The following is a 24,501-nucleotide window of genomic DNA, read 5'->3' on the forward strand; positions in this document are numbered from 1 at the left end:
GGGCGTGAAGGTCATTCCGCGGGCGGCCCGCGTGTACGTCGGCTGCGCCCTGCTGGGCGCCGCGGCCTCCGTCCTGCCCGCCCTGCGCCCCGACGCGGCCACCCCCTGGGTCACCGTCGCGCTCCTCGCCGCCCTGTACGCGCTCTGCGAACTCCCCGCCCGCTGCCGCCTCCTGGGCCGCGCGACCGGTGGCTCCGTGCCCATGGGCACCGGCTCCTTCTTCCCCGTCCTCCTCGCCGCCGCCCTCCTCCTGCCGCCGGCCGCCGCCGCGCTCACCGCCCTCCCCGGCAGCCTCCTCGCCCGCGTGGACGAACCCCCGGCCGGCCTGCGCCGCGCCTGGCGGGCCGCCTCCACCGCCCTCGCCGTCGGGGCCGCCGCCCGCGCCGCCGAGGCCCTCAGCTGCGCCCGCGCCCTCGGACACGAGCACGACGCCCCCGACTTCCCGTACGCGCTGCTGCCCGCGGGCGCCGCCGCGCTCACCTTCTGCCTCGTCCTGACCGCCCTCGACGGCGGCATCCGGGCGACGGCCGACGGACTGCCCCCGCGGGCCGCCTGGCGCGGCCTCGGCCGGGCCCTCGCCCCGCACGCCGTGCACGGACTCGCCGGGCTGATGATGGCCGTCCTCTGGCGCAGCACGTACGGGCCCGTGTCGGCGCTCTTCGTGCTCCTCCCCATGTACATCTCCTGCTGGGTCTTCGCCCAGTACCACCGCGAGCGCGCCGCCCACCAGGCCACCATCCGCGCCCTCGTCCAGGCCGTCGACATCAAGGACCGCTACACCCGGGGCCACAGCGAACGCGTCGGCCACGCCTCCGTCCTGATCGCCCGCGAGCTCGGCATGGCGGAGGAGCGGCTCGACGTCGTGCGGTTCGCCGGCATCCTCCACGACGTCGGCAAACTGGGCGTGCCCACCCGGGTCCTCCGCAAGGACGGCCCCCTCACCCCCGAGGAGCGCCGGGTCATCGAACTGCACCCGGAGTACGGGCACGAGATGGTCCGCGGCATCGGCTTCCTCGGCGAGGCGCGGGCCGCGATCCTCCACCACCACGAACGCATGGACGGCAGCGGCTACCCGTACGGGCTGCACGGTGACGAGATCCCCGAGTTCGCCCGGGTGGTGGCGGTCGCCGACGCCTTCGACGCCATGACCTCCACCCGCTCCTACAGCCGGGCCCGCCCGGTCCCGACCGCCGTCGCCGAACTGAAGCGGTGCGCCGGCAGCCAGTTCGACGCCCGGATGGTCGCCGCCCTCGTCGCCGCCCTCGACCGGCACGGCTGGCAGCCCGCCGTCACCGCCGACGAGTCGGCGCCGACGGGCCCGCCGGGCGGGAACGTGCCGCCGCCGCGCGCGGCCGAAGCCGCACGCGGACAGGAAGCCGCACGACAACAGGAGACGCAGCCGGAGGCCGGACGCCGACCCGAGGAGTCCGAGGCCGGACGCCGACCCGAGGAGTCCGATGACCCCGAGGCCGGGCGCCGGAAGGAAGCGCCCGTGACCAGGTCCAGGGGGCGCGCATGAGGCCCGGCGCCGTCACCGTCGGCACCGTCCACGGGGCCGCGCTCCTGCTGAGCCTCACCGGATTCGCCTCCACCCTCTGGTACGGAGTCGACGAACCCGGCAACGCCCTCGCCTTCGGCACCCTCGTCGTCCTCGGCGAGCTGGCCCGCTGGGGCGCCGCCCCCGAGGAACGGGAGCCCGCGCCGCTCGCCGCCGCAGGGGCCCTCGCCTACGCCCTGCTCGGGGCGAGCGCCGGCACCGCCACCACCCACGGCGTCCTCCAGACCGTCGCCGTCGTCGTCGCCGCCGGCCTCGCCGGGATCGTCCCCCACATCGCCCGGGGCCGGGGGCCCGGCCTCGACCACCTCGCCCGCCGCGTCCTCACCGTCGGCTTCGCCGCCCTCTGCTTCCAGCCCCTCTACAACTCAGGGGCCGTCGTCGAGCACCTCGGCCAGGGCCCGGCGTACGCCCTCTTCCTCGTCCTGCTGCTCGTCCTGACCGCCCTGTGCGACGCCGTCCTCGCCGCCCTCCTGCTCCGCGCCCGCACGGCATTCCCGTACGGCCCCCTCCTCCGCGACGAACTCCGCGCCCTCCTCGGCATCGGCTCCGCCGTCGGCGCCACCGGCATCGTCATGGCGCTCGGCGTGGCCGCCGCCGGGCTCTGGGCGCTGCCCGTGCTCGCCGTGCCGCTGCTGCTCACCCAGGTCTCCTTCCGCCGGTACTCCGCCGTGCGCACGGTCAACCGGCAGACCATCGCCTCCCTCGCCCGGGCCACCGAGATCGCCGGCTGCACCCCGCCCGGGCACGCCCGCCGGGTCGCCGCCCTCAGCGCCGCCGTCGGACGGGAGCTCGGCCTCTCCGGGGCCGAACTGGCCGTCCTGGAGCACGCGGCGCTCATGCACGACATCGGCCAGCTCTCCCTCGTCGACCCCGTCGCCGGCGGTGCCACCGCGCTGCTGCCCGCCGAGGAGCAGCGCCGGATCGCCCTCCTCGGCGGCGAGGTCGTCCGCAGGACCGGCGTCCCCGAGGCCGTCGCCGTCGTCGTGGAACGCCAGGCCGACCCGTACCGCGAGCAGCCGCTGCCCGCCCGGATCGTCCGGACCGTGAACGCCTACGACGACCTCGCGGGCGGCGAGGGCGCGGGCGCGGCCCTCGACGCCCTGGAGCGGCTCAGGCTCGGCACCGCCCGCGATCATCACCCGGATGTCGTCGAATGCCTGGCCAGGGTCCTGGCACGGGGCGGAGCGGCTGGGGTGACCTCCGTCGCGGCTGGGTAACCCATGGGTAATGAGCGCGCGTCCGACCGGGCATGGTTGGATGCGAACAAGAGGGTGAAGCGACCGGCAGGCGGGAATCGTGAAGATCTTCGGGAAGGTACGGCATCGGCCCTCCGCCTCATGGCGGCAGGCCACCGACCGCGCGTTCACGCTGATCGGCGACGGCCGGTACGAGGACGCGGGCGCGCTCCTGACGCGCGCGGCGGATCTTGAGCCCTGGCTCTCGGAGTCCTGGTTCAACCTGGCGCTGCTGCACAAGTTCCGGCACGACTGGGAGCAGGCGCGCGCCGCCGGGCTCCGCGCCGTCGCGCTGCTCGACAAGGAGAGCGGCGCCCCCGACTGGTGGAACGTCGGCATCGCCGCGACCGCGCTCCAGGACTGGCCCCTGGCCCGCCGCGCCTGGCAGGCCTACGGACTCAAGGTCCCCGGCGCCGCCGCGGGCACCGGTGAGCCCGCCGGCATGGAGCTGGGCAGCGCCGCCGTCCGGCTGTCGCCCGAGGGCGAGGCCGAGGTCGTGTGGGGCCGCCGGCTCGACCCGGCCCGGATCGAGGTCCTCTCCATCCCGCTGCCGTCCTCCGGGCGCCGCTGGGGCGAGGTCGTCCTCCACGACGGCGTACCGAACGGCGAGCGCACCACCACCGCCGGACCCTCCTACCCGGTCTTCGACGAGATCGAGCTGTGGGCCCCCTCACCCGTCCCCACCTGGGTGGTGCTTCTGGAGGCGGCGACCGAGGCCGACCGGGACGCCCTGGAGCAGCTGGCCGCGGAGGCGGGATTCGCCGCCGAGGACTGGTCGTCCTCCGTGCGGCTGCTCTGCCGTGCCTGCTCCGAGTCGACCATGCCGAGCGCCGAGGGCGAGGGCGAGCACTCCGACCCCCACGACCACAGCGAGCCGGGGCACCCCGGCCCGCTCGGGCACCGTTCGCCGGGCGAGCTGTGGGTCCCGGAGCGGGAGTGCGGCATCGCGGCCCCGGCGGGGCTGGTGCGCGGGCTCCTCGACGGCTGGGTGGCGGACAGCCCCGACAGCCGTGAGTGGCGCGATCTCGAAGAGGTCTGCTGAGCCGGGGGCGACTCCGGGATCCGGCCGGGCCCGTAGGCTGTCTCTCGACGGAATCGGGTTTTCAGGAAGGCGCGGCCGGACATGGCGCAGCAGGAGACGGACGAGCAGACGATCAACGACGGGTTCGTCGTGGACACGGAGGACTGCGAGGCGCGCGAGCTCGCCCACCGTGAGCGCGGCACGGCCCGCCCGATCACCGTGGTCGGCAACCCGGTGCTCCACAAGGAGTGCAAGGACGTCACCGAGTTCGACGACTCGCTCGCGGCGCTCATCGACGACATGTTCGCCAGCCAGAAGGCCGCCGAGGGTGTGGGCCTCGCCGCGAACCAGATCGGTGTGGACCTCAAGGTCTTCGTCTACGACTGCCCCGACGACGAGGGCGCCCGGCACACCGGTGTCGTGATCAACCCGGTCCTCCAGGAGCTCCCGGCCGAGCTGCGTGTCCTCGACGAGTCCAACGAGGGCTGCCTCTCCGTGCCGACCGCCTACGCCGAGCTGGCCCGCCCCGACTACGCGGAGGTCCACGGCCAGGACGCCCAGGGCAACCCGATCAAGGTGCGCGGCACCGGCTACTTCGCCCGCTGCCTCCAGCACGAGACGGACCACCTGTACGGCTACCTGTACATCGACCGCCTCTCCAAGCGGGACCGCAAGGATGCCCTCCGCCAGATGGAGGAGGGCACCCCGCGCTACGAGACGGTGCCCAACGCCTGATCGCCGGTACGCGTACGAGAGGGGCCCCGCACTCGACCGAGTGCGGGGCCCCTCTCGTACGGCGGAGTCCTAGAAGTCCTCGTCCAGGTCCACCGAGCCCTCGACCGCCACCTGGTAGGCGGACGGGCGGCGCTCGAAGAAGTTGGTGAGTTCCTGGACGCCCTGGAGCTCCATGAAGGAGAAGGGGTTCTCGGAGCCGTACACCGGGGCGAAGCCGAGGCGCTGGAGCCGCTGGTCGGCGACGCACTGGAGGTACTCGCGCATTGACTCGGTGTTCATGCCCGGCAGGCCGTCGCCGCACAGGTCGCGGCCGAACTGCAGCTCCGCCTCGACGGCCTCCCTGAGCATGTCGGTGACCTGCTGCTGGAGCGCGTCGTCGAAGAGCTCCGGCTCCTCCTTGCGGACGGTGTCCACGACCTCGAAGGCGAAGTTCATGTGCATCGTCTCGTCGCGGAAGACCCAGTTGGTGCCGGTCGCGAGGCCGTGCAGCAGGCCGCGGGACCGGAACCAGTACACGTACGCGAAGGCGCCGTAGAAGAACAGGCCCTCGATGCACGCGGCGAAGCAGATCAGGTTCAGCAGGAAGCGGCGGCGGTCGGCGGCCGTCTCCAGGCGGTCGATCTTCTCGACCGAGTCCATCCACTTGAAGCAGAACTGCGCCTTCTCGCGGATGGAGGGGATCTCCTCGACCGCGTCGAACGCGGCGGAGCGGTCGTCCGGGTCGGGCAGGTAGGTGTCGAGCAGCGTCAGATAGAACTGGACGTGCACGGCCTCCTCGAAGAGCTGGCGCGACAGGTACAGGCGCGCCTCCGGGGAGTTGATGTGCTTGTAGAGGGTCAGGACCAGGTTGTTCGAGACGATCGAGTCGCCCGTCGCGAAGAACGCGACCAGACGGCCGATCATGTGCTGCTCGGCGGGGGTCAGCTTGGCGAGGTCGGCGACGTCCGAGTGGAGGTCGACCTCCTCCACGGTCCAGGTGTTCTTGATCGCGTCCCGGTAGCGCTCGTAGAAGTCCGGGTAGCGCATCGGACGGAGGGTCAGCTCGAAGCCCGGGTCGAGGAGGTTCTTCTTCTCGTTGGTGCTCATTACTGGCAGGCCTCGCAGGACTCGGGGTTTTCCAGGGAGCAGGCGAGGGCGTCCGCGTCGGGGGTCGCCTGCTGGACGGGGATGGTGGCGGCGGTGGGCGCCGCGGCCTGGGCGGCGCGGGCGATCCGGGTCGCCGGACGGGAGCGCAGGTAGTACGTCGTCTTGAGGCCCTGCTTCCAGGCGTACGCGTACATCGACGACAGCTTGCCGATCGTCGGCGTCTCCAGGAACAGGTTCAGCGACTGCGACTGGTCCAGGAACGGGGTCCGGGCGGCGGCCATGTCGATCAGACCGCGCTGCGGGATCTCCCACGCCGTGCGGTACAGCTCGCGCACCTCGGCCGGGACCCAGGTGAAGCCGGCCACCGAGCCGTTGGACTCGCGCAGCGCCTCACGGGTCTGCGCGTCCCACACGCCGAGCTTCTTCAACTCGTCGACCAGGTACGAGTTGACCTGGAGGAACTCGCCGGAGAGCGTCTCGCGCTTGAAGAGGTTGGAGACCTGCGGCTCGATGCACTCGTAGACGCCCGCGATCGAGGCGATGGTCGCCGTCGGCGCGATGGCGAGGAGGAGGCTGTTGCGCATGCCGACGGCGGCGATCCGCTCGCGCAGCGCGGCCCAGCGCTCCGGCCAGTTGAGCTCCACGGTGGCGCTGTAGTGGTCCGGGTGCAGGACACCACGGGCCGTGCGGGTCTGCTCCCAGGCGGGGACCGGACCGTTGCGCTCGGCGAGGTCGGCGGAGGCCTCGTACGCGGCCAGCATGATCCGCTCGGAGATCCTCGTCGACAGCGCGCGCGCCTCGGCGGAGTCGAACGGCAGCTTCAGCTGGAAGAAGACGTCCTGGAGGCCCATCGCGCCCAGGCCGACCGGCCGCCAGCGGGCGTTGGAACGCCCGGCCTGCTCGGTCGGGTAGAAGTTGATGTCGACGACCCGGTCGAGGAAGGTGACGGCCGTGCGGACGGTCGAGTCCAGCCGCTCCCAGTCGATGTCGTCACCGACGACGAACGAACCCAGGTTGACCGAGCCGAGGTTGCAGACGGCCGTCTCGCCGTCGTTCGTGACCTCGATGATCTCGGTGCACAGGTTCGAGGAGTGGACGACCGTGCCGGGCTCGGCGGTCTGGTTGGCCGTCCGGTTCGAGGCGTCCTTGAAGGTCATCCAGCCGTTGCCGGTCTGGGCCAGGGTCCGCATCATCCGGCCGTACAGGTCGCGGGCCGGCATCGTCTTGCGGGCCAGGCCCGCGGCCTCGGCCTTGTGGTAGGCGGCGTCGAACTCCTCGCCGTACAGGTCGACCAGCTCGGGCACGTCCGCCGGGGAGAACAGCGACCAGTCGGCGTCGGCGTTGACGCGGCGCATGAACTCGTCCGGGATCCAGTGCGCCAGGTTCAGGTTGTGCGTACGGCGCTGGTCCTCGCCCGTGTTGTCGCGGAGCTCCAGGAACTCCTCGATGTCCGCGTGCCAGGTCTCCAGGTAGACGGCGGCGGCGCCCTTGCGGCGGCCGCCCTGGTTGACGGCGGCGACGGAGGCGTCGAGGGTCTTGAGGAACGGCACGATGCCGTTGGAGTGCCCGTTGGTGCCGCGGATCAGCGAACCGCGGGCGCGGATGCGGGAGTAGGAGAGGCCGATGCCGCCCGCGTGCTTCGAGAGGCGCGCCACCTGGTGGTAGCGGTCGTAGATGGAGTCCAGCTCGTCCTGCGGGGAGTCCAGGAGGTAGCAGGAGGACATCTGCGGGTGGCGGGTGCCGGAGTTGAAGAGCGTGGGGGAGGACGGCAGGTAGTCGAGCCGGCTCATCAGGCGGTAGAGGGCGGTGACTTCGTCGAGCGCGCGGACGCTGTCGTCCTCGGCGAGGCCGCAGGCCACGCGGAGCATGAAGTGCTGCGGGGTCTCGATCACCTTGCGGGTGATCGGGTGGCGCAGCAGGTAGCGCGAGTAGAGGGTGCGCAGGCCGAAGTAGCCGAAGCGGTCGTCGGCGGCCGCGTCGATCGTCGCGTCGAGCCGCTCGGCGTGCAGCGCCACGAACGCGGCGGTGCGGTCGGCGATCAGACCCTCGCGGTGACCGACGGCGACGGAGGCCGAGAAGCGGTACGAGCCCTGGCTCGCGGCCTCGTCGGCGATGGTGATCGTCAGGAGCCGGGCGGCGAGCCGGGAGTACGCCGGGTCCTCGGCGATCAGACCGGCGGCCGCCTCCGTGGCCAGCTCGCGCAGTTCCGCCTCGTCCGCCACGGCGCTGCGGCCGCGGAGCGCGGCGGCGGCCACCTTGCCGGGGTCGGTGTCGGCGAGATCGGCGGTGAGGTCGGTCAGGGTCCGCAGCAGCACGGTCCCGGGGCCGTCGCTCTCGACCGCGGAAGCCTCGGCGGAAGCCGGATCGGCGGGCGCGATGGTCACGTGGGGGCTCTCCCTCGCTCGGCTCGGGGCCGCGGCGGGGGAAGGCGGGCATGCGGGCATCCGTAACGCCGGACGCGACGCTTCCACCGGCCCACTCCGCGAGGCCCGGACGTCGTTGGCACCCGGAACGGACGGACCGGATGCGCTGTCGGCAGGTCCTCGGACTCACCTCGCCCGAATATGTCGTATCCGTACGAAGCACACCGTTGCGGGACAGTTCCGGATTCGCGCCGGATTCCCCTGCGTCGACAGCGAGCATGAGCATACATGTGGGGGGCGCCGCTTGCGGCACCCCCCACATGTTGTGTCGCCCCCCGGCTCAGAACTCCAAGGAGTAGGTACGCAGGCGGTGATCGGGGATCGGCTCCCAGTCCCGGTCCGGGGTGCGGACGAAGCCCAGACGGTCGTAGATCCGGTGTGCGGAGACCATCGTGGCGTCCGTGGACAGCACGATGCGGCGGCACTCCGGGAGGGCCCTCGCCCGCTCGATGCAGGCCCGTACGAGGGCCTCTCCGACGCCTCGCCCACGGGCCTCCCGGGAGACCACGAGCATCCGGAACTCGGCCTCGCCCTCGACCGCGATGTCCGCCCACGGGGTCGAGCCGGTGGCGAAGGTCACCCCGCCGAGCAGCCGCCCGTCGGCGTCCTCGGCGACGAGCACCTCGCTCTCGCGCGCCCGCCGGGCCGTGTCCCGGAGCACGTGCAGATACGCGTCCTCCGCCCCGTGCGCGAGCAGTCCGTCGTCCAGATAGGTCCCCGCGGTGAGTTCACCGAGCGCTTCGTACTCCTCGGGCCGTACCGCCCTGATCGTGAAGTCCATGAGGGCAGTGTGCCTCCGGCGGCCCGGCGGGCCCCAGGGGGTCTCAGCCACCGGCCCCCACCGAGTTGTCGGGGGCGCCGTCGCCCACCGGCGGCAGATCGCCCCGCTCGACGGGGCCCCCGCCACCGGTCCGCTCCGGCAGGACGGCGTCGAGTTCGGCGGCGCCGGCGCGGTGGGTGCGCTCGGCGGCCCCCCGGAGCGCCTTCCGGTCCACCGTGAGCGGGGCGGCGACCTCGACGCGCAGCCCGTTCTCGGCGCGTACGTAGGCGTGCTGCCCGGCGGACCGCAGGTACCAGCGGTCGCCGTCCCGGACGCAGCCGTCCGGCCCGGCGGTGTTCGCCGCGGCGCACTCCTTCTCGGAGAAGGGCCGGCGCTCGGCGGAGACGGTCAGCCGGACGCCGTCCCGCCGCAGGTAACCGACCTGGAAGCCGTCGTCGCCGATGACCCCCGACGCCATGCGGGAGGCCTCGAAGCCCTCGGCCTCGGTGACGTACACATGGTCCTTGTCGGTCTGCGCCCAGCGGGCGCGGGCGTCCAGCTCGGCCGGATCGGGCGTCGGACGCCCGCCCGCCGTCTCGGTGCCGCAGCCGGTGACGGCGAGGGCGACGGGGAGCAGGGCGAGCAGGGCGAGGCGTGGTCCGGTGCGCATGTACCGCATCCTCGCCCGGGAAAGGCGAAGACCGCCATGCCTCCGGGGGAGGCAGGGCGGCCTTCGTCAGGTCCGGCGGTCGATCAGTGGGTCTCGGCGCCGACCTTCGGGAGCGTCTTGACCCCGGCGTCGCCGGCGTCGGCCGTGTAGTCCTCCGGGGAGGTCTCGTCGATGCCCTCGGGGGCCTTGACGGCCTTGAGGACGAAGGTCAGGACGACCGTGACGAGGACGTTGAGGAGGAAGGCGGTGAGACCGATGTAGCCGATCTCGCCGATGCCCGGGATCTCGGCGGAGGAGCCGCCGAAGTGCTTCTGTGTCGGGCTGGCGACCCCGTACGCGGCGACGGTGCCGTAGATCATGCCGACGGCCCAGCCGGCGAGCAGCGCCCAGCGGTGGAACCAGCGGGTGAAGAGGCCGCCGACGAGGGCCGGGAATGTCTGCAGGATCCAGATGCCGCCGAGCAGCTGGAAGTTGATCGCGACCGTCTTGTCCATGGTGAGGACGAAGGCGAGCGCGCCGACCTTCACCAGGAGCGAGACCAGCTTGGAGACCTTGGTCTCCTGCGCCGGGGTCGCGTCCGGTTTGATGAAGTCCTTGTAGATGTTGCGGGTGAAGAGGTTGGCCGCGGCGATCGACATGATCGCGGCGGGCACGAGCGCGCCGATGCCGATGGCGGCGAAGGCGACGCCCGCGAACCAGTCCGGGAACATCGTCTCGAAGAGCTGCGGGATGGCGAGCTGGCCGTTCTTCACCTGGATCCCGGCGGCGATCGCCATGAAGCCGAGCAGCGCGAGCAGACCCAGCATCAGCGAGTACAGCGGCAGGATCGTGGTGTTGCGGCGGATGACCTCACGGCTCCGGGACGACAGGGTCGCCGTGATGGAGTGCGGGTACATGAAGAGCGCGAGGGCCGAGCCGAGCGCCAGCGTCGCGTACGTCCACTGGCCCGCGTCGCCGGGGACGAGCGCGCCGCGCGGCTTGCCGGTCGCCGGGTTGGTCTGCGCGTACGCCTCGCCCGCCTTGGCGAAGATCTCGTCGAAGCCGCCCAGCTTGATCGGGATGTAGATGATCGCCACCGCGATGACGATGTAGATCAGGGTGTCCTTGACGAAGGCGATGAGCGCGGGCGCGCGCAGACCCGAGGAGTACGTGTACGCCGCGAGGACACCGAAGGCGATGAGCAGCGGCAGGTCCTTGATGAACCAGTGGGTGTTCTCGCCGCCGCCGACGCCCATCACGTCCAGGACGGCCTGGATGCCGACGAGCTGGAGCGCGATGTACGGCATGGTGGCGAGGATGCCGGTGACCGCCACCGCGAGGGACAGGCCCTTGGAGCCGAAGCGGCCGCGCACGAAGTCCGAGGTGGTGACGTACCCGTGCTTGTGCGAGACCGACCAGAGGCGCGGCAGGAAGGTGAAGATCAGCGGGTAGACGAGGATCGTGTACGGCACGGCGAAGAAGCCGGCCGCGCCCGCCGCGTAGATGGCCGCCGGGACGGCGACGAAGGTGTACGCGGTGTAGAGGTCGCCGCCCAGCAGGAACCAGGTCACCCAGGTGCCGAACGACCGGCCTCCCAGGCCCCATTCGTCGAGGCTGTCGTTCTCGGCCTTGCGCCAGCGCGCGGCCAGGAAGCCCATGACCGTGACGGCCAGGAAGAAGAAGATGAAGACGGCGAGTGCGACGCCGTTCACGCCGTCCTTCATCGCTCGTCACCCCCCTTGCGGGCACGCTGGTCCAGCTGCCACAGCTTGTACGCGACCATGGTGAGCGCGGTGGAGATCAGTACCCAGAGCATCTGGTACCAGTAGAAGAACGGGATGCCCGCGAAGAGCGGTTCGACCTTCGCGTACGAGCTGACCCAGAGCATCGCCACGAACGGCGCGAACAGACAGACCGCGATCACCACCCTCAGGGGTGTGATGGTGGGTTGTTTCCCTTGTGTCGCTTCTGGCATGGCGATTCCGGTCCCCTCGCTGATCACCTCGGTAATGGTGGGGAAATCTAGGGGACTGCTCCGCTCCATGGAACCCCCGTCCGCATAACGGATGGGACTACGTCAGCTGCGGTCGTGGGAGCGGTCCCTCGGCGCCGCGCTCAGAGCCAGCCCTCCTTGGCGGCCCGTACCCCGGCCTCGAACCGGCTCCGCGCACCGAGTCTGTTCATCAGCTCCGAGCTCATCCGGCGCACGGTCCGCAGTGAGATCCCCAGCCGCCGGGCGGCGATGTCGTCCGTGCAGCCGATGCCGAGCAGCATGAGCAACTCCCTTTCCTGCGGGGAGAGGTCGTGCTCGTCGCGGCGCGGGCTCTCGCCGAACGGGGTGCCCGCGTCCCAGAGTCGGTCGAAGAGCACCACGAGCGCGTGCACCAGGCCGGGGCTGCGGACCTCCAGGGCGCCGGCGCGTCCGTCGTCCGGGTCGACGGGGACGAGCGCGGCCTCCCGGTCGACGATGACCATGAGCATCGGCACCACGGGCACCGTCCGTGCGTCGCCGCCCAGATCGCAGTACCAGCGCACGTATTCGACGGTCGGCGGGTCGTTGCGGAAGCTCTCCTGGTAGATCGACCGGATCTTCACGCCGCGTTCCAGGGCGAGTTGGTCGAGCGGCTGGCTCGCGTCCATGGTGTCGGGGAGCTGAGCGCCGCCCGGGAGCAGCGAGAGGCACTCGGTGCGGGCGTTCGCGGCCAGGTCCTCCAGGCGTTCCCGTACGTTGTCGAGGCCGGTGATGCGGTCGACCAGATCGTGCCGGACGCCCGGCTCGGAGTGGTCCGCGTACGAGGCGAGGATGCCGGCGACGGCCCGCCCCGCGCGCTCGACCTGGCGTTTCCGCTTGCTCAGCTCGGCCTCGGCGCGGGAGAGCAGGAAGGAGAATCCGACGTCCGGGTTGAAGGGTTCGACCTCGCCGGAGGAGTCGTCCATCAGCACGAGTTTGAGGTCCGCGAGACAGGCGAGCGCCTCGCGGACCTCGGACGCGGGGCGGCCCAGATGGGCCGCCATCTCCGCCACGTCGTACTCGGGTCGCTCCAGGAGCAAGCGGTAGACGGCCTCCGTCGACTCCTTTATGCCGAGCGCCTCCAACATCCCGTATCTCCCCCTCGTCACGTTCCGTCGCGCGACCGCCCCGCATTCGTGATCGCGGTCGTCGATGCTAAGCGGGAGGAGCCATCTAGGTCTAGACCAATTGGGGTGAAGTCCGAGGTACGGGACGCGCGGAGGGCGCGGGCGGGGTGCGCCGGCGGCCGGCGAGCGCGTCGAGCAGCGCCGCCATCGCGAACCCCGACACGAGCAGCGCCAGTTCGACCTGCGGACCGACCCCGACCGCGAGCACCGCGAGCGCGCCCGCCCCGGCCGCCACGGGCCCCGCCCACGAGGGGCCGCCCGCCGCCGACGCCACCGAGCGGTCCAGCGACACACAGAAGGCGAAGACGCCCACGACGAGGGGGACCCAGCCGGTGACGGCCCCGGTGCCCGGCGGGCCCCACTGCCACAGGACGGTGAGCGCACCCGCCGCGGCGACGGCGGCGAGAAGGGCGCGGAACACGGCACGGGCCGCCGTGCCCGCCGTGGTGAGGGCGGCGAGGGCGAGGAGGGCGGCGAGGGCGGCCGCCGGGATCGCGTAGGGGAGGAGCCCGTAGACGCCCTCCACGAGATCGCGGTCGACCACGCCCGAGCCACCGACCGTGGCGGGGGGCCCTCCCTCCGCGAGCGCCGACCGCAGCGCCGTCACCGTCGCCGCGCCCGCCGCCGTCATCGGCTCCTCCTCCGGTACGACCACGACCACGGCCGCACCGTCGCGACGCCACTCGGCCGCCGCGGGCGCCGCCGCGAGCAGCACCCCCGGGACCCGGGCCGCCCGCGCGGCCACGGCCGCCGCGTCCGCGCCCCGCGGAACCAGGACCTCCAGCGGGTTCAGGACCCCCGACGGCACCCCGGCCGCCGTCAGCCGGTCGAGGCCGTCGCGGGCCGGGCCGCTCGCCACCAGGGCGTGCGCCACCGGATTGCCGACCCGAAGATGCGTGGCCGCTCCGGCGAGCAGGACGAGGAGGACCAGGCCGACCGCCGCCGGGACACGGCGGGACCGTCGCCCCACCCGTACCGGGGCCGCGGGTGCCGTCCGTGTCGTGCCCGGAGTCCGCGCCGTGCGCGCCACCCGGGCCGTCCCTGCCACCCGTTTCGTCGCCGCCGAGCGGAGCACCGGCGCCAGGGTCAGGGTCGCCGCCGTGCCCACCACCCACACCGCCAGCCCCGCGACCCCGACCGAACGCAGGAACGCCACCGGAACGAGCGCCAGGACAGCGCAGGCCGCCGCCCCCGCCGCACCGGCCGCCACCGCGGACCGGGCGGCGGTCTCCGGCGGCTGCGCCCACCGGTGCACCGAGAGCACCAGGGCCGTGACCGGCACCAGATAGACCACGATGAAGCTGATCTCGGTGAAGCCGGCCACCGCCTCCACCAGGACCAGCGCCCCCACCGAGGTCACCCCGGCGAGCAGCAGCGGCGCCAGGACCCCGAGCGGCGAACGGAACGCCAGGACCAGCAGCACCAGCAGCCCGAGCACACAGGCCGCCTTCACCGCGAGGGCCACCGCACCCGGCCCCGCCACCGCGCTGTCGTGCTGGAGCGGCAGCACGCCCGTCACCTCGACCCGTGCCTCCGGCAGCGCCGGCCGCAGCCCCGCGCGCAGGGTGCCCGCAGCCTCCTCGACGGCCGCGAGCCCCGCGAGGTCCGGCTTCCCCGCGCCCGGGTAGACCAGCGCGTACACCGTGCGGCCGTCCGCGCCGAGGAACCCCTCGTCACCCGTGCCCGCGTACGAGACCGTCCGCGCCCCCGGGCCCGCCGCCCGCCGGACGGCGTCCGCGAACGCCCCGGCCGCGCCGGGGGCACGCACGTCCGCGGCCCCCGGCCAGGTCGCGACCGCGACCAGCGGGGCGACGGCGGCCCCGTTCCCGTACCGCTCCTGGACGGCCTGGTTCGCGCGGTGCCCCGGCCCGCCGGAGGCGGTGAACGACTGGTCCAGCCGGCCGAGCCCGGCCACCGCCGCCGCACCGCCGAGCAGCAGCACGAGCAGCCACACCACACCGACGGCCACCCGGTGCCGGAGCGCGAAATCCCGCACCCGTTCGGCCCGCCGCGTCCGCTTGGACCACTCGGCCCCTGCGGCCCGGTCAGTCGACATCGTCGAGCCGCTTCCTCAGCTCGTCGTCCAGCCGCAGCCCCACCGCGCCGAGCGTCTCGTCCAGCTGCGCCGTCGAACTCGCCCCGATCACCGGGAGCACGGGCAGCTCACCGCCCAACGCCCAGGCCAGAACCACCTGGTTGGCGGTCACACCCAGCTCCGCCGCGACCTCCGCGAGCACCTTGAGGCGCCGCTCCGACCCCTCGTGCCGGTACTGCTCCGGCACCTCCTTGCCCGCGTCCGTGTACGCCCCCGTCAGCTGGGTCGTGTACGCCGTGAACGTCAGCTCCGGACGCGTCCCCAGATAGTCGAGCAGCTCCTCCGAGGCGTGCGGGTTCACCCCGAACTCCGCCCCGGGGCGCGGCCGCAGATAGGTGTACCGCTGCTGCACGGCCGCGTAGTCCGGCACCCCGGCGGCGACCGCCGCACCCCGCGACTCCTCGATCCGCCAGGCCGCGAAGTTGGAGCAGCCGGCCCGGCCGATCTTCCCCGTGTCCTCCAGCTCGCCGAAGGCCGCCATCGTCTCGGCGACCGGTGTCCGCCGGTCGTCGATGTGCGCGTAGTAGAGATCGATCCGGTCCGTGCCCAGGTTCCGCAGGCTCTCCTCCACCTGCCGGCGCAGCACCGGGGCCGAAAGCCCCTCCGCGCACTCCGGCCAGGCCGAACCGGGCGGGTCCGGCAGCGCGCCGACCTTGGTGGCGAGCACCATCTCGTCCCGGACGCCCCGGCTGCGCAGCCAGCGGCCGATCACCAGCTCGCTCTCTGCGCCGGTCGCGCCCGGCTCCCAGAAGGCGTAGGTGTTGGCGGTGTCGATGAAGGTGCCGCCGGCCTCGTGGAAGCGGTCGAGGACGGCGAAGGCGGCGGTCTCGTCGATCCGGGTGCCGAACGGCAGGGTGCCCAGGCACAGGGTGCTCACGCGGGGGCCCTCGGGGCCGCCCAGGTGGGTGTACTCCATTGCTTCTTCCCTTTCTCTCACATGTGGGGGGTGGTGACGGTCAGCTCCTGGACCAGGTGGTCCGAGAGGCCCTCCGCGGCGCGGAAGCGGTACGAGCCGACCCGGGCGCCGCCACCGGTGAACGCCCAGTCGATCCGCCACAGCCGCAGCCGCGCGCGGGCGTTCCAGCTGGCCGGGACGGGCGAACGGCAGGCACCGATCGCGTCGCGCAGCGTGCGCGGCATCCGGCGGATGTCCCCGATGGCCGCGCTCGTGTTGAAGTCACCGGTCACCAGGACCGGGTGCGGGTTGCCCCGCAGGTCGGCGACGAGCGCCGTGTACTCCCGGTCGCGGGCGGCGGCCCGGCGCCGCATGTCCCGGAGGAACGCCGGGCGCAGCGGGTTCATCACCGTCAGCTGCACCGGGATGTGCACGTTGTACGTGGACAGGATCCCGTCGCCGACCCGCAGGTCCACCCGGAGCGAGCAGGCGCCGACCGGCACGGGCGGACCGGCGGACGGGAACCGGGACAGCGTCACGGAGTTGTTGTCGACGGCCAGATGATGACCGGGGAACGCGGCCCGGATCCGCTCCTCGTCGTCGATGTCCCAGACCTCGCCGCCCTCGAAGCCGTTCAGGTACTCCTGGAGGACGTACACGTCCGCCGAGAGGGAGCACAGGAAGGCGTAGAAGCGCTCGGGATCGCCGCCCTGGTTCCAGTGCTGAGTGTTCCAGGACACGAGCCGCAGTCCCTCCGCGGGTTCCGAACGGGGGCCCAGCGCCCGCAGGTTGATCCCGTTCTGTGTCCAGCCCGCCAGCAGGCAGCCCGCGGCGAGCGCCCCCGCCGTCCGTCCGCCGCTGACAGCGGCGGCCGCGAGCAGGGCGAGCGGTACGGCGGCGAAGACGAGCGGCGGCAGCAGGGAGACCGCGAGCCAGGGCCACCAGCGCCCGTTCAGCGCGAGGTGCAGGGCGAGGAACACCGCCCAGACCAGGGCGCAGGACAGCAGCACGTCGGTCACCCGTTCCCCGGCAGGGACACCCACAGGTCCTGCACCGCGTGGTCGGAGAGCTTCTCGGGCTCGTTGAACTCGTACCGCTCGGCCTTCGCCCCGTTGCCCGTGAACGCCCAGTCGGTCCGCCAGAAGGGCTTCCAGCCTCCCTCCTCCCAGCTCGTGGGGTACGGGTCGGTGCTCACCTCCGCCGCGTCGTCGAGGCGCTCCCGCAGCGGGCCGAGGTCGGACATCGCCGCCGTGGCGTTGAAGTCACCGGCCACCACGACCGGGTTGCGGTTGGCCGCGAGGTCGGCCTCCAGGCCGGCGTACTGCGCCCGGCGCGGGGCGAACCGTTCCCGCATGTGGCGGTAGAAGGCGGCGGAGAGCAGCCCGTCCGGCATGCTGTTCCACACCGGCATGTGCACGTTGTAGAACGACACCGTCCGGTCCCCGACCCGCACATCCGTCCGCAGCACCTTGTTCTCCCGGTACTCCGCCTGCCAGTCCGCCCCCGGCGGCAGGTCGCCGGCCGGGCCCACGGCCGGCTGCCGCAGGATCGGGAAGCGGGAGAGCGTCACCAGCTCGCCCCGGACCGCGACCTGGTAGCCGGGGAACTCCCGGCGCAGCCGCGCCAGGTCGTCGATCGGCAGCTTGGCCTTACGGTCGGCGGTCACGTGCTGGTACTCGTGCAGCAGGTACACGTCCGCGTCCTTCGCCTTCAGGAAGGCGTAGAAGTGATCCTGGGTCCCGAGCAGTTGGTTCCACGAGTTGGTGTTCCAGGCGAAGACCCGCACGGAGTCGGGCCCGGGCCTCGGCTCCGACCGCCACAGCGCCGCCGGGTCGAAGCCCGACTGCCCGAAGCCCACGGCCAGGGCGAGCGCGGCGGCCGCGAGGCTCCGCCACCGGGCTGCGCCCCGGGCGAGCGGAGTCAGGGCGGCGAGCAGCAGCGGGACCAGGGCGAAGGCGGCCGGCGGGACGATGCCCACCAGATGCCCGAGCCAGATCCGGCCGTCCGCCGCCCACTCGACGAGGAGGAGGACGAGCCAGCCGAGCGCCGCGCCGAGGACGAGCCGGTTCAGGCGCCGCCGGGCCGGGGCGACCGGTACGGCCGCGGCCGGGGCCTCCACCGGCGCGAGCGTGTCAGCCACGGGAAGCCCCCGCGGCCACCCCGGCCGCTCCCGCCGCCGTCGGAAGGTCCGTCCCGGCTGTCGGCGCGGGAAGGTCCGGCCGGGGCTGGGGGTCGTACAGGTGCCGGAACCGCTTCGAGCACAGCCACTGCGCCCCCGCGACCCCGATCGCCGCGAACACCGTCAGGTTCACCAGGAAGTTGACGGCCACGAAGTACCCGAGGAACAGCCGCCCGCGGTGCCGCCTCACCTCCCGGTACATGTCCAGGTCGCCCCACACGCCGAGTACGAACAGGGCGAGCGGCAGCAGCGCCCACAGCGCTCCCCACAGCACCGGCGCGGCGAGCGCGGCCACCGTCAGGGGCGCGGCGAGGCTGGCCCCGGCGCGCGGACCGGTGACGAAGCCGCCCTGGAGGTGCCGTCTGCCGAGGATGAGCGGGACGGCGAGCCGGGCGCGGGCGAAGACCTTGTCGAGGACGATCCGCACGGTGTCGTCGTGGTCGTGCCGGCCGCGCACCTCCAGGGAGCTGAGCACCGTGTACCGCTCCGAGATGCGGCGCCCGTAGTCCTGGTCCTCGGTGTGCCGCAGGATCGGGTTGAACGGTCCGACCTCGTCGAAGACGCGGCGGGGGATCGCCAGGATCGCGGTGTGGACGGTGTCGATGACCCCCTCGGACTTCAGCAGCAGGTAGTACTGCTGGAGCGAGCGGTACTCCTCGATCAGGCTGTCGCGGATGAGCGGCTCCGGCTCGTAGGTGCCGCAGATCGCCCCGTACCCCTGTCCGGAGCCGAGGAGTTCGACGGACTTGGCGACGGCGTCGGGGTGCATGGCGACGTCGGAGTCGAGGAAGACGAGGATCTCGCCCGAGGAGAGTTCGGCGCCGAGGTTGCGGGCGACCGCGACCCCGCCGTTGACGCCGGTGGAGACCACCCGGGCGCCGGCCGCCGCGGCGATCGCGGCGGAGTCGTCGGTGGAGCAGTCGTCGACGACGAGGACCTCGATGTTCGGGTACGTCTGGGCGAGGGCGGCCTCGACGCACAGGCCGATCGAGCGGCCGTAGTTGTAGTTGGGGACGATGACGGAGACCAGCGGAACGGACATGATCGGGTTCTCCTAGAAAAGGACCTTGGCGAGGGAGAGGGCCCCCTGCCGCCACGGTTCGACACTGGTGACGCCCTCGCCCTTCTTCGCGGGGCGGGCGCCGGCGGGGAGCGCGGCGGTGGCGAGCCGCTGCTCGCGCCACCAGGCGAAGGTGCGCAGGATCGCGTCCTGGTTGGAGTACTTCGGCCGGAAGCCGAGGACGTCCCGGGCCTTGTCGGTGGAGACGAAGCTGTCGTCGAGGAGCTTGTGCAGCAGGCGTCCGTAGACCGGGGAGAGGCCGGAGCGCTGGAGCAGGCTGAGCGCGGCGAGCGCCGGCCTCGCGGGCATCGAGCGGACCCGCTTGCCGTGCCCGGCGGCGTCCAGGACGGCCTGGAAGTCCTCCCGTATCGTGCCGAACGAGGTGGCGCCCAGGTTGAAGGTGTCGTCGGCCGTCGCGGCCGGCGCGTCCATCGCGGTCACGACCGCGTCGACCAGGTCGTCCACGTCGAACATCTGGATACGGACGTCGCCCCGGCCCAGGACCGGGAAGTTCCGGCCCTCCTCGGCCCATTCGAAGAGCATCGCGAACAGGCCCATCCGGCCCGGTCCGAGGAAGGTCTTGGGCCGCAGGATCGGGACGCACATCTCCCGGCCGCGGAACCGTTCGGCGACCTCCTCGGCCTCCGCCTTGGCGGCGCTGTACGTGTCGACGGGCTCGCGGGGATACTCCTCCGGCGTGGGCACCACCTTCGGCAGTCCGTACACGGCGGTCGAGGAGATGTGCACGACGCGGGGGACGGCGTTCGCCTCGGCGGCGGTGAGGACCGCCTCGGTCCCGCCGACGATCACCGAGCGGATCATGTCGGCCGGGTAGCTGGGCAGGGCGGCGGCGCAGTGCACCACCGTGTCCGCGTCGGCCGTGACCCGCTTCATCGTCACCGCGTCCCGGACGTCCGAGACGGTGTGCGTCAGGTTCTCGTGCTCCGTGCGCGGGGCCCGCAGGTCCACGCAGTGCACCTGGCGGCCGTCGCCGAGGAGCCGGTCGATCAGGGTCGAACCGAGCATGCCGGCACCGCCGGTCACCACGATGCGCTCTACCACAGCGACGACACCTTCTCCTTGACGAAACGGGTGAGCAGACGGGGCAGACCCTGGGCGAGGGTCTTGTCGAGGCAGTCCAGGAAGAACTCGACCTCGTGCGGCTCGGCGACCAGCGAGGGGGCCACCATCAGCGGGTTGTCGCCGTTGAGCGTGTAGTACGTGTAGATGCCGTGGTCCCGGTAGAGGGCGTTGACCACCGACGAGGTGATGAGCTTGGTGCGGAAGCGCGGGTCCTTGGTCATCGCGCCCGGCACCAGCTTCGTCACCAGCTCCAGGATCTTCGGGCCCTTGTGCAGGAAGACCCCGTGGAGCGCGCCGTGGCCGCGGACCTCGGCCACCACGTCCGGGTACTCCTTGGCGATCCGCTCCAGACCGGGGGCGAGGATCCGCTCGATGTCCCGGGCGCGGGCCGGATAGTCGTCCTCGACGGCCACGTTGACGGCCTCGATGGCGGTGACCGCCTCCTCGCCGAAGCCGTAGTAGGTGGTGGACGTCGACTGGAGAAGGGCGTCCGTGAGGTTGTCGTAGGCCTTGCGGAAGACCGGCTCGCGGGCCACGAAGGCGGAGATGGAGGACTTGCCGCCGCCGAAGGACTTCGACGTGGTGAGGATGTCGGGGACCAGGCCCTCGTACCGCATGAAGTGGAAGAGGGTGCCCGTCTTGCCCCAGCCGGTGTAGATCTCGTCGAAGAGCAGGATGATGTTCTCGGCCGTGCACAACTCCCGCAGCCCGCGCAGGAACTCCTCCGAGCACTCGTTCATCGTCGACGCCGACAGCGGCTCGATGAGGATCGCGTACACGTCCGACTCGCCCTTCTCGGTGCGGAGTTCGGCGACGAGCCGCTGGACCGAGCCGAGGTCGCCGTACCGGAAGATCCCCACGCCGGGGATCCCGGGGAACTGGAACCCGGACTGGTTCTGGCCGGTCAGGCTGCCCGAGCCGAGCAGCTTGCCGTGGAAGGAGATGTCGGAGCGCAGCACCCGTGAGCGCCGGCCGCCGTGGTACTTGTACGCCAGCTTGACCGCGCCCTCGACCGCCTCCGCACCGGAGTTGGGGAAGAACGACATGTTCAGGTCGCCGGGCAGCAGCTCCGCGAGGTTGTGGCCGAGGGCCGCGACGTACGGCGAGAAGTAGGTCTTGTGGACCTCCATGCTCTTGCGCTCCTGGAAGCGCTGCCGGGCGGCGATGATCCGGGGGTGGTTGTGGCCGTGGTTGAGGACGCCGACGCCACCGGTGAAGTCGAGCACGCGGCGGCCGTCGCGCTGGGTGATCCAGACGCCCTCGGCGCTCTCGACGAGCTCCTGGCCGAAGCCGAAGGAGGTCATCAGGGAGACCTGGCTCTTGTTGACGTGGTCCTTGTACAGGCCGTGGACCTGCTTCGTCGTCAGCGACTCGCAGTCGTCGACGGAGTACAGCGGGGGCATGGTCAGTCCTTCGCGGGGATCGGGTGGGCGGGGGGAGCGGAACGGCGGGGGAGGGTCAGGAGGAGGGCGGCGCCTCCGACGAGGACTTCGCTGAGGGTGCAGACCACCCGGCTGGCGACGGCGACGGCGGTCGCCTCCTGCCAGGGCAGGACGGCGGTCAGCGCCAGCAGCAGCAGGGCCTCGCGGGCGCCCCAGCCGTCCGGCAGCACCACCACGAGGCTGGCGGCGGCGGTGGCCAGGGCGAAGCCGCCCACGCAGACCGGCAGCGCGGTCAGGGGCGGGGCGCCCAGCATCACGGCGAGGGCCCACAGGTGCAGCCCGCCGACCGCCCAGGAGGCGGTGGCCGAGGCGAGGGCCAGACGCATGCCCCGATCGCTCGCCCGGGTGGCGGGCGCCTGCCGGCGGGCGAGCCGGGCGGCGAAGGCCGCCAGGCGGTGCAGCAGTCCGGGCCGTACGGCGAAGGCGACGGTGACCGCGCCCGGCAGGACCAGCCACCAGGCCTCGGCGCCGATCGTCCAGGGCGCGGCGATCGGGCCGACGGCGAGGCCGGTGAGGACGGCCACGATCAGGTTCAGCAGGAAGACGGCGAGCACGACCGGCGCGGACACCCCCGCCGCACCGCCCATCCGCAGCTGGGCGAGGACGCCCCAGACGGCCCCCGGTACGTACTTGCCGAGATAGGACGTGAAGTAGATCCGGGTCGCGGTCCGGCCCGGCACCCCGGGCCCCAGGTCGGCGAGGAGGGTCCGCCAGGTGGCCATGGAGAGCAGGACGGCGAGGGCGTTGGCGGCCAGGGCGGCCACGAGGTACGGGACGGAGTCGGGGCGCAGGACGAGGCCGGCGAGTTCACCGGCCCGCCCGTACAGGGCGAATCCGATGCCGGTGACGACGGCGACCGGGAAGAGGACGGGAAGGGCGCGGCGGAGGCGTCCGCGCGGGGTCGGCGGAGCGTCGGCCGCGGCGGGCCCGGCGTCGGCCGGCGCGGCGGTCGGCGCGGTGGTCGTCACCGTCATGACCCGAGGTGGCTCAGCGGCCACGCGCCGGCCAGCAGCGCCGACCAGAGCAGGGCGTTGGAGACGGTCATCCGGTCGCTGAACAGCGCCCGCGAGGGATTGCCGCCCCCCGCGTCGACCACGATCAGCTGCAGGTAGCGGGCGAGGCCGAAGAGCGCGAACGGGGCGGTCACCACCGCGACCAGCGGCCCGTGCGGGCCGAAGACCGGGCTGTCCTGCACCTGGAGGACGTAGCTGACCGCCGTGAGCACCGCGGTGAAGGCGAGCAGCTGGTCGAGGAAGCCGAGGGTGTAGCCGCGCAGCGCGGGCCGGTGCAGCACCCCGCCGACCGCCATCTCGTGGCGGCGCTTGCCCAGGATCAGCAGCAGACAGAGGGAGAAGACGCAGAGGGTGAGCCAGCTCGGCACGGGGGTGCCCGAGGCCAGGCAGCCCTGGGCGAGCCGCAGGACGAAACCGAGGGCGACGATGAAGACGTCGAGGAGTGGGACGTGCTTGAGCCCCTTGCTGTACGCGGCGTTCAGAGCGACGTACGCGGCGACCGGCCACCAGTCGAGGAGGGCGGCCGTCCCGGTGACCACGGTGAGACCGACCGTCGCCGCGAGGAGGACGGCGAGGGCGGCGGCGAAGGAGACGGCGGTCGCGACGCCGATGCGGCCGGCGGCGATCGGCCGGTGCCGCTTCTCCGGGTGGCGGCGGTCCCGGTCCCGGTCGCCGAGGTCGTTGACGAGGTAGATCAGCGCGGACGCGAGGGTGAAGACACCGATCGCGGCGAGGGCTCCGCCGAGCGCGGCACCGTCGAGGTGGGGCGCGCCGAGCAGACCGAGGGGGACGACGACCAGGTTCTTCGTCCACTGGTGGGGGCGGACGAGGGAGGTGAGGTCGGCGAGCCGACTGGGAGGGCGGGAGGCCGGCGGGCGGGCCGTCGGCGCCTCTCGGCCGGTGAGCGTGGGCGTGGCCATGAACGGACTCCTGGGGGAGGGGCGTACGGGTGTGGGCGGCGGTCATCCGGTGGCGGAGGTGGCGGCCGAGGGAGCGGCGGTGGCGGCCGTGGGAGCGGCGGTGGCGGCCGAGGGAGCGGCGGTGGCGGAGGTGGCGGCCGTGGGAGCGGCGGTGGCGGTTTCGGGGCGGTCCGCCGGGAGGGCCTTTCCGCGGCGGCGCACGCTGGGCCCGAAGTCCGGCTCGGTGAGCCAGCGGACGGTGCCGCGGGCCGCGCCGAGCACGATCGCCTGGTGCAGTACGAAGTGGACGGCGGTGAAGTAGAGGAGGAAGCCGGGACCGCGGGTCCGCAGCGCGAACCGGCTCAGGCCCGGATCGGCGCAGGCGAAGACCAGCGCGCACAGCGCGGGGACCAGCAGCAGCCACGGGGTGAGCAGACCGAGCGGGAGGGCGGGGAGGGTGAGCGCGGCGGCGAGGACGCCGAGCGGCCGGTTGGCGGTGAGGCCGCCCTCCCGCAGCTGCCCGAGCGCCGCGATCAGCAGCTGCGAACGCCGGTACTGCTCCCGGAGCATCGCCCCGAGCCGGTCGACGTCGTCGTGCCGGCCGCGGATCGCCTCCGTCATCAGGATCCGGTGGGTGCGGACGAGCCGGCCGCTGTACTCCACGTCCTCCGAATCACGGAGGTTCTCGTCGAAGGGCCCGGTGGCCTCGAACACCTCCTTGCGGATCGCGCCGAGGGCGAAGAACGCGGTGCGGACCTCGCCGACGGCGCGGCGGCGCCAGAAGTGGGCGTGCAGGGCGTGGTAGCGCTCGACGGGCCCGTCGTCGAAGAGCGGTTCGGGGTCGAGCACTCCGTGGACGCAGCCGAGACCGGGGTCGTCCCGGAGCAGGTCGGCGGCGTTGGCGAGGGCCTCGGGGTGGAGGGCCGTGTCCGAATCGAGGAAGAAGAGGATCTCCCCGCGGGCGGCGGCCGCCCCGAGGTTCCGGGCGGCGGACACCCCGCTGTTGTGGGGGTTGGCGATCAGCACGACGTCGAACTCCCGGGCGATGTCCCGGGACCTGTCGGTGCTCGCGTCGTCGACGACGATGACGTCGAGGGGGGCGTGGGTCTGGGCGAAGACCGAGGTCAGGCAGGCATGGAGGGTCTTCTCGTAGTTGTAGTTGGGGATGACGACGGACACGCTGGGACGAGCCCTGGACATGGGGGTTCCTCGGGAGGGCGTTCGGGGGAC

Annotated in this window: 21 protein-coding genes and 1 riboswitch; of the genes, 4 read left to right on the top strand and 17 right to left on the bottom strand. The window is 72.8% G+C overall.

The genetic code is table 11. From position 1 onward, the window contains the following. Positions 1–4 precede the first annotated feature (4 nt). The 4 genes from OG392_RS24320 (at position 5) to def (ending at position 4,549) form a co-directional block, all read left to right on the top strand. Positions 5–1,519: an HD-GYP domain-containing protein gene (locus tag OG392_RS24320; RefSeq protein ID WP_329287426.1), complete on the top strand. Its 1,515-nt coding sequence runs from the start codon at positions 5–7 to the stop codon at positions 1,517–1,519. Beyond that, a complete protein-coding gene (locus OG392_RS24325) occupies positions 1,516–2,775 on the top strand; it encodes an HD-GYP domain-containing protein (RefSeq protein ID WP_329282837.1) in 1,260 nt (419 codons plus the stop codon). Before OG392_RS24320 ends, OG392_RS24325 begins: the two co-directional genes overlap by 4 nt. 79 nt (positions 2,776–2,854) lie before the next feature. Further along, positions 2,855–3,835 (top strand): tetratricopeptide repeat protein, encoded by a 981-nt coding sequence (locus OG392_RS24330; RefSeq protein WP_055600922.1) that lies wholly within the window; start codon positions 2,855–2,857, stop codon positions 3,833–3,835. Between the two features lie 81 nt (positions 3,836–3,916). After that, positions 3,917–4,549, top strand: coding sequence for a peptide deformylase (gene def / locus OG392_RS24335; RefSeq protein ID WP_329282839.1), 633 nt, complete (start codon positions 3,917–3,919; stop codon positions 4,547–4,549). 69 nt (positions 4,550–4,618) lie between these two features. Here the strand turns inward: def and OG392_RS24340 are convergent, their stop codons facing one another. From OG392_RS24340 to OG392_RS24420, 17 genes are all read right to left on the bottom strand, one after another. Continuing rightward, positions 4,619–5,635 carry a ribonucleotide-diphosphate reductase subunit beta gene (locus OG392_RS24340; RefSeq protein ID WP_329282841.1) on the bottom strand — a complete coding sequence of 339 codons (1,017 nt, stop codon included), beginning with the start codon at positions 5,633–5,635 and terminating at the stop codon, positions 4,619–4,621. Beyond that, positions 5,635–8,019: a ribonucleoside-diphosphate reductase subunit alpha gene (locus OG392_RS24345; protein WP_329282843.1), complete on the bottom strand. Its 2,385-nt coding sequence runs from the start codon at positions 8,017–8,019 to the stop codon at positions 5,635–5,637. Before OG392_RS24345 ends, OG392_RS24340 begins: the two co-directional genes overlap by 1 nt. Before the next feature lie 133 nt (positions 8,020–8,152). Next, positions 8,153–8,284: riboswitch (cobalamin riboswitch) on the bottom strand. Positions 8,285–8,338: 54 nt separating this feature from the next. Then, positions 8,339–8,839, bottom strand: coding sequence for a GNAT family N-acetyltransferase (locus OG392_RS24350; protein ID WP_329282845.1), 501 nt, complete (start codon positions 8,837–8,839; stop codon positions 8,339–8,341). Between the two features lie 43 nt (positions 8,840–8,882). After that, the gene (locus OG392_RS24355; RefSeq protein WP_329282847.1) at positions 8,883–9,488 is read right to left on the bottom strand and encodes a hypothetical protein; all 606 of its coding nucleotides are present in this window, start codon (positions 9,486–9,488) and stop codon (positions 8,883–8,885) included. Positions 9,489–9,571: 83 nt separating this feature from the next. Next, positions 9,572–11,191: a monocarboxylate uptake permease MctP gene (gene mctP / locus OG392_RS24360; protein WP_329282849.1), complete on the bottom strand. Its 1,620-nt coding sequence runs from the start codon at positions 11,189–11,191 to the stop codon at positions 9,572–9,574. After that, positions 11,188–11,442 (bottom strand): DUF3311 domain-containing protein, encoded by a 255-nt coding sequence (locus tag OG392_RS24365; protein WP_329282851.1) that lies wholly within the window; start codon positions 11,440–11,442, stop codon positions 11,188–11,190. Before OG392_RS24365 ends, mctP begins: the two co-directional genes overlap by 4 nt. A 140-nt stretch (positions 11,443–11,582) precedes the next feature. Next, positions 11,583–12,566 carry a LuxR C-terminal-related transcriptional regulator gene (locus OG392_RS24370; protein WP_329282853.1) on the bottom strand — a complete coding sequence of 328 codons (984 nt, stop codon included), beginning with the start codon at positions 12,564–12,566 and terminating at the stop codon, positions 11,583–11,585. A gap of 91 nt (positions 12,567–12,657) precedes the next feature. After that, the gene (locus OG392_RS24375) at positions 12,658–14,661 is read right to left on the bottom strand and encodes an MMPL family transporter (RefSeq protein WP_329282855.1); all 2,004 of its coding nucleotides are present in this window, start codon (positions 14,659–14,661) and stop codon (positions 12,658–12,660) included. Continuing rightward, positions 14,651–15,616, bottom strand: a complete 966-nt coding sequence (locus tag OG392_RS24380) for an aldo/keto reductase (RefSeq protein WP_329282857.1) — start codon at positions 15,614–15,616, stop codon at positions 14,651–14,653. The genes OG392_RS24375 and OG392_RS24380 overlap by 11 nt, the downstream gene beginning before the upstream one ends. Positions 15,617–15,633: 17 nt before the next feature. Continuing rightward, on the bottom strand, positions 15,634–16,614 hold the full coding sequence (locus OG392_RS24385) for an endonuclease/exonuclease/phosphatase family protein (RefSeq protein WP_329282859.1): 981 nt from the start codon (positions 16,612–16,614) through the stop codon (positions 15,634–15,636). Next, positions 16,611–17,735 (bottom strand): endonuclease/exonuclease/phosphatase family protein, encoded by a 1,125-nt coding sequence (locus tag OG392_RS24390; protein ID WP_329282861.1) that lies wholly within the window; start codon positions 17,733–17,735, stop codon positions 16,611–16,613. Before OG392_RS24390 ends, OG392_RS24385 begins: the two co-directional genes overlap by 4 nt. Beyond that, positions 17,728–18,816 carry a glycosyltransferase family 2 protein gene (locus tag OG392_RS24395; RefSeq protein ID WP_329282863.1) on the bottom strand — a complete coding sequence of 363 codons (1,089 nt, stop codon included), beginning with the start codon at positions 18,814–18,816 and terminating at the stop codon, positions 17,728–17,730. Before OG392_RS24395 ends, OG392_RS24390 begins: the two co-directional genes overlap by 8 nt. 12 nt (positions 18,817–18,828) lie before the next feature. Next, on the bottom strand, positions 18,829–19,896 hold the full coding sequence (locus OG392_RS24400) for an NAD-dependent epimerase/dehydratase family protein (RefSeq protein WP_329282865.1): 1,068 nt from the start codon (positions 19,894–19,896) through the stop codon (positions 18,829–18,831). Further along, complete coding sequence (locus tag OG392_RS24405) at positions 19,890–21,320, bottom strand: aspartate aminotransferase family protein (protein ID WP_329282867.1); 1,431 nt, start codon at positions 21,318–21,320, stop codon at positions 19,890–19,892. The genes OG392_RS24400 and OG392_RS24405 overlap by 7 nt, the downstream gene beginning before the upstream one ends. A 2-nt stretch (positions 21,321–21,322) precedes the next feature. Then, positions 21,323–22,333 carry a lysylphosphatidylglycerol synthase domain-containing protein gene (locus OG392_RS24410; protein ID WP_329282870.1) on the bottom strand — a complete coding sequence of 337 codons (1,011 nt, stop codon included), beginning with the start codon at positions 22,331–22,333 and terminating at the stop codon, positions 21,323–21,325. Continuing rightward, entirely contained in the window at positions 22,330–23,292 is a 963-nt protein-coding gene (locus OG392_RS24415) for a UbiA prenyltransferase family protein (protein ID WP_329282872.1), read from the bottom strand. The genes OG392_RS24410 and OG392_RS24415 overlap by 4 nt, the downstream gene beginning before the upstream one ends. A 42-nt stretch (positions 23,293–23,334) precedes the next feature. After that, positions 23,335–24,471, bottom strand: a complete 1,137-nt coding sequence (locus tag OG392_RS24420; RefSeq protein ID WP_329282874.1) for a glycosyltransferase family 2 protein — start codon at positions 24,469–24,471, stop codon at positions 23,335–23,337. Positions 24,472–24,501: the final 30 nt, after the last annotated feature.

Origin of the sequence: Streptomyces sp. NBC_00691 (assembly GCF_036226665.1) — a bacterium.
GTDB lineage: Bacteria > Actinomycetota > Actinomycetes > Streptomycetales > Streptomycetaceae > Streptomyces.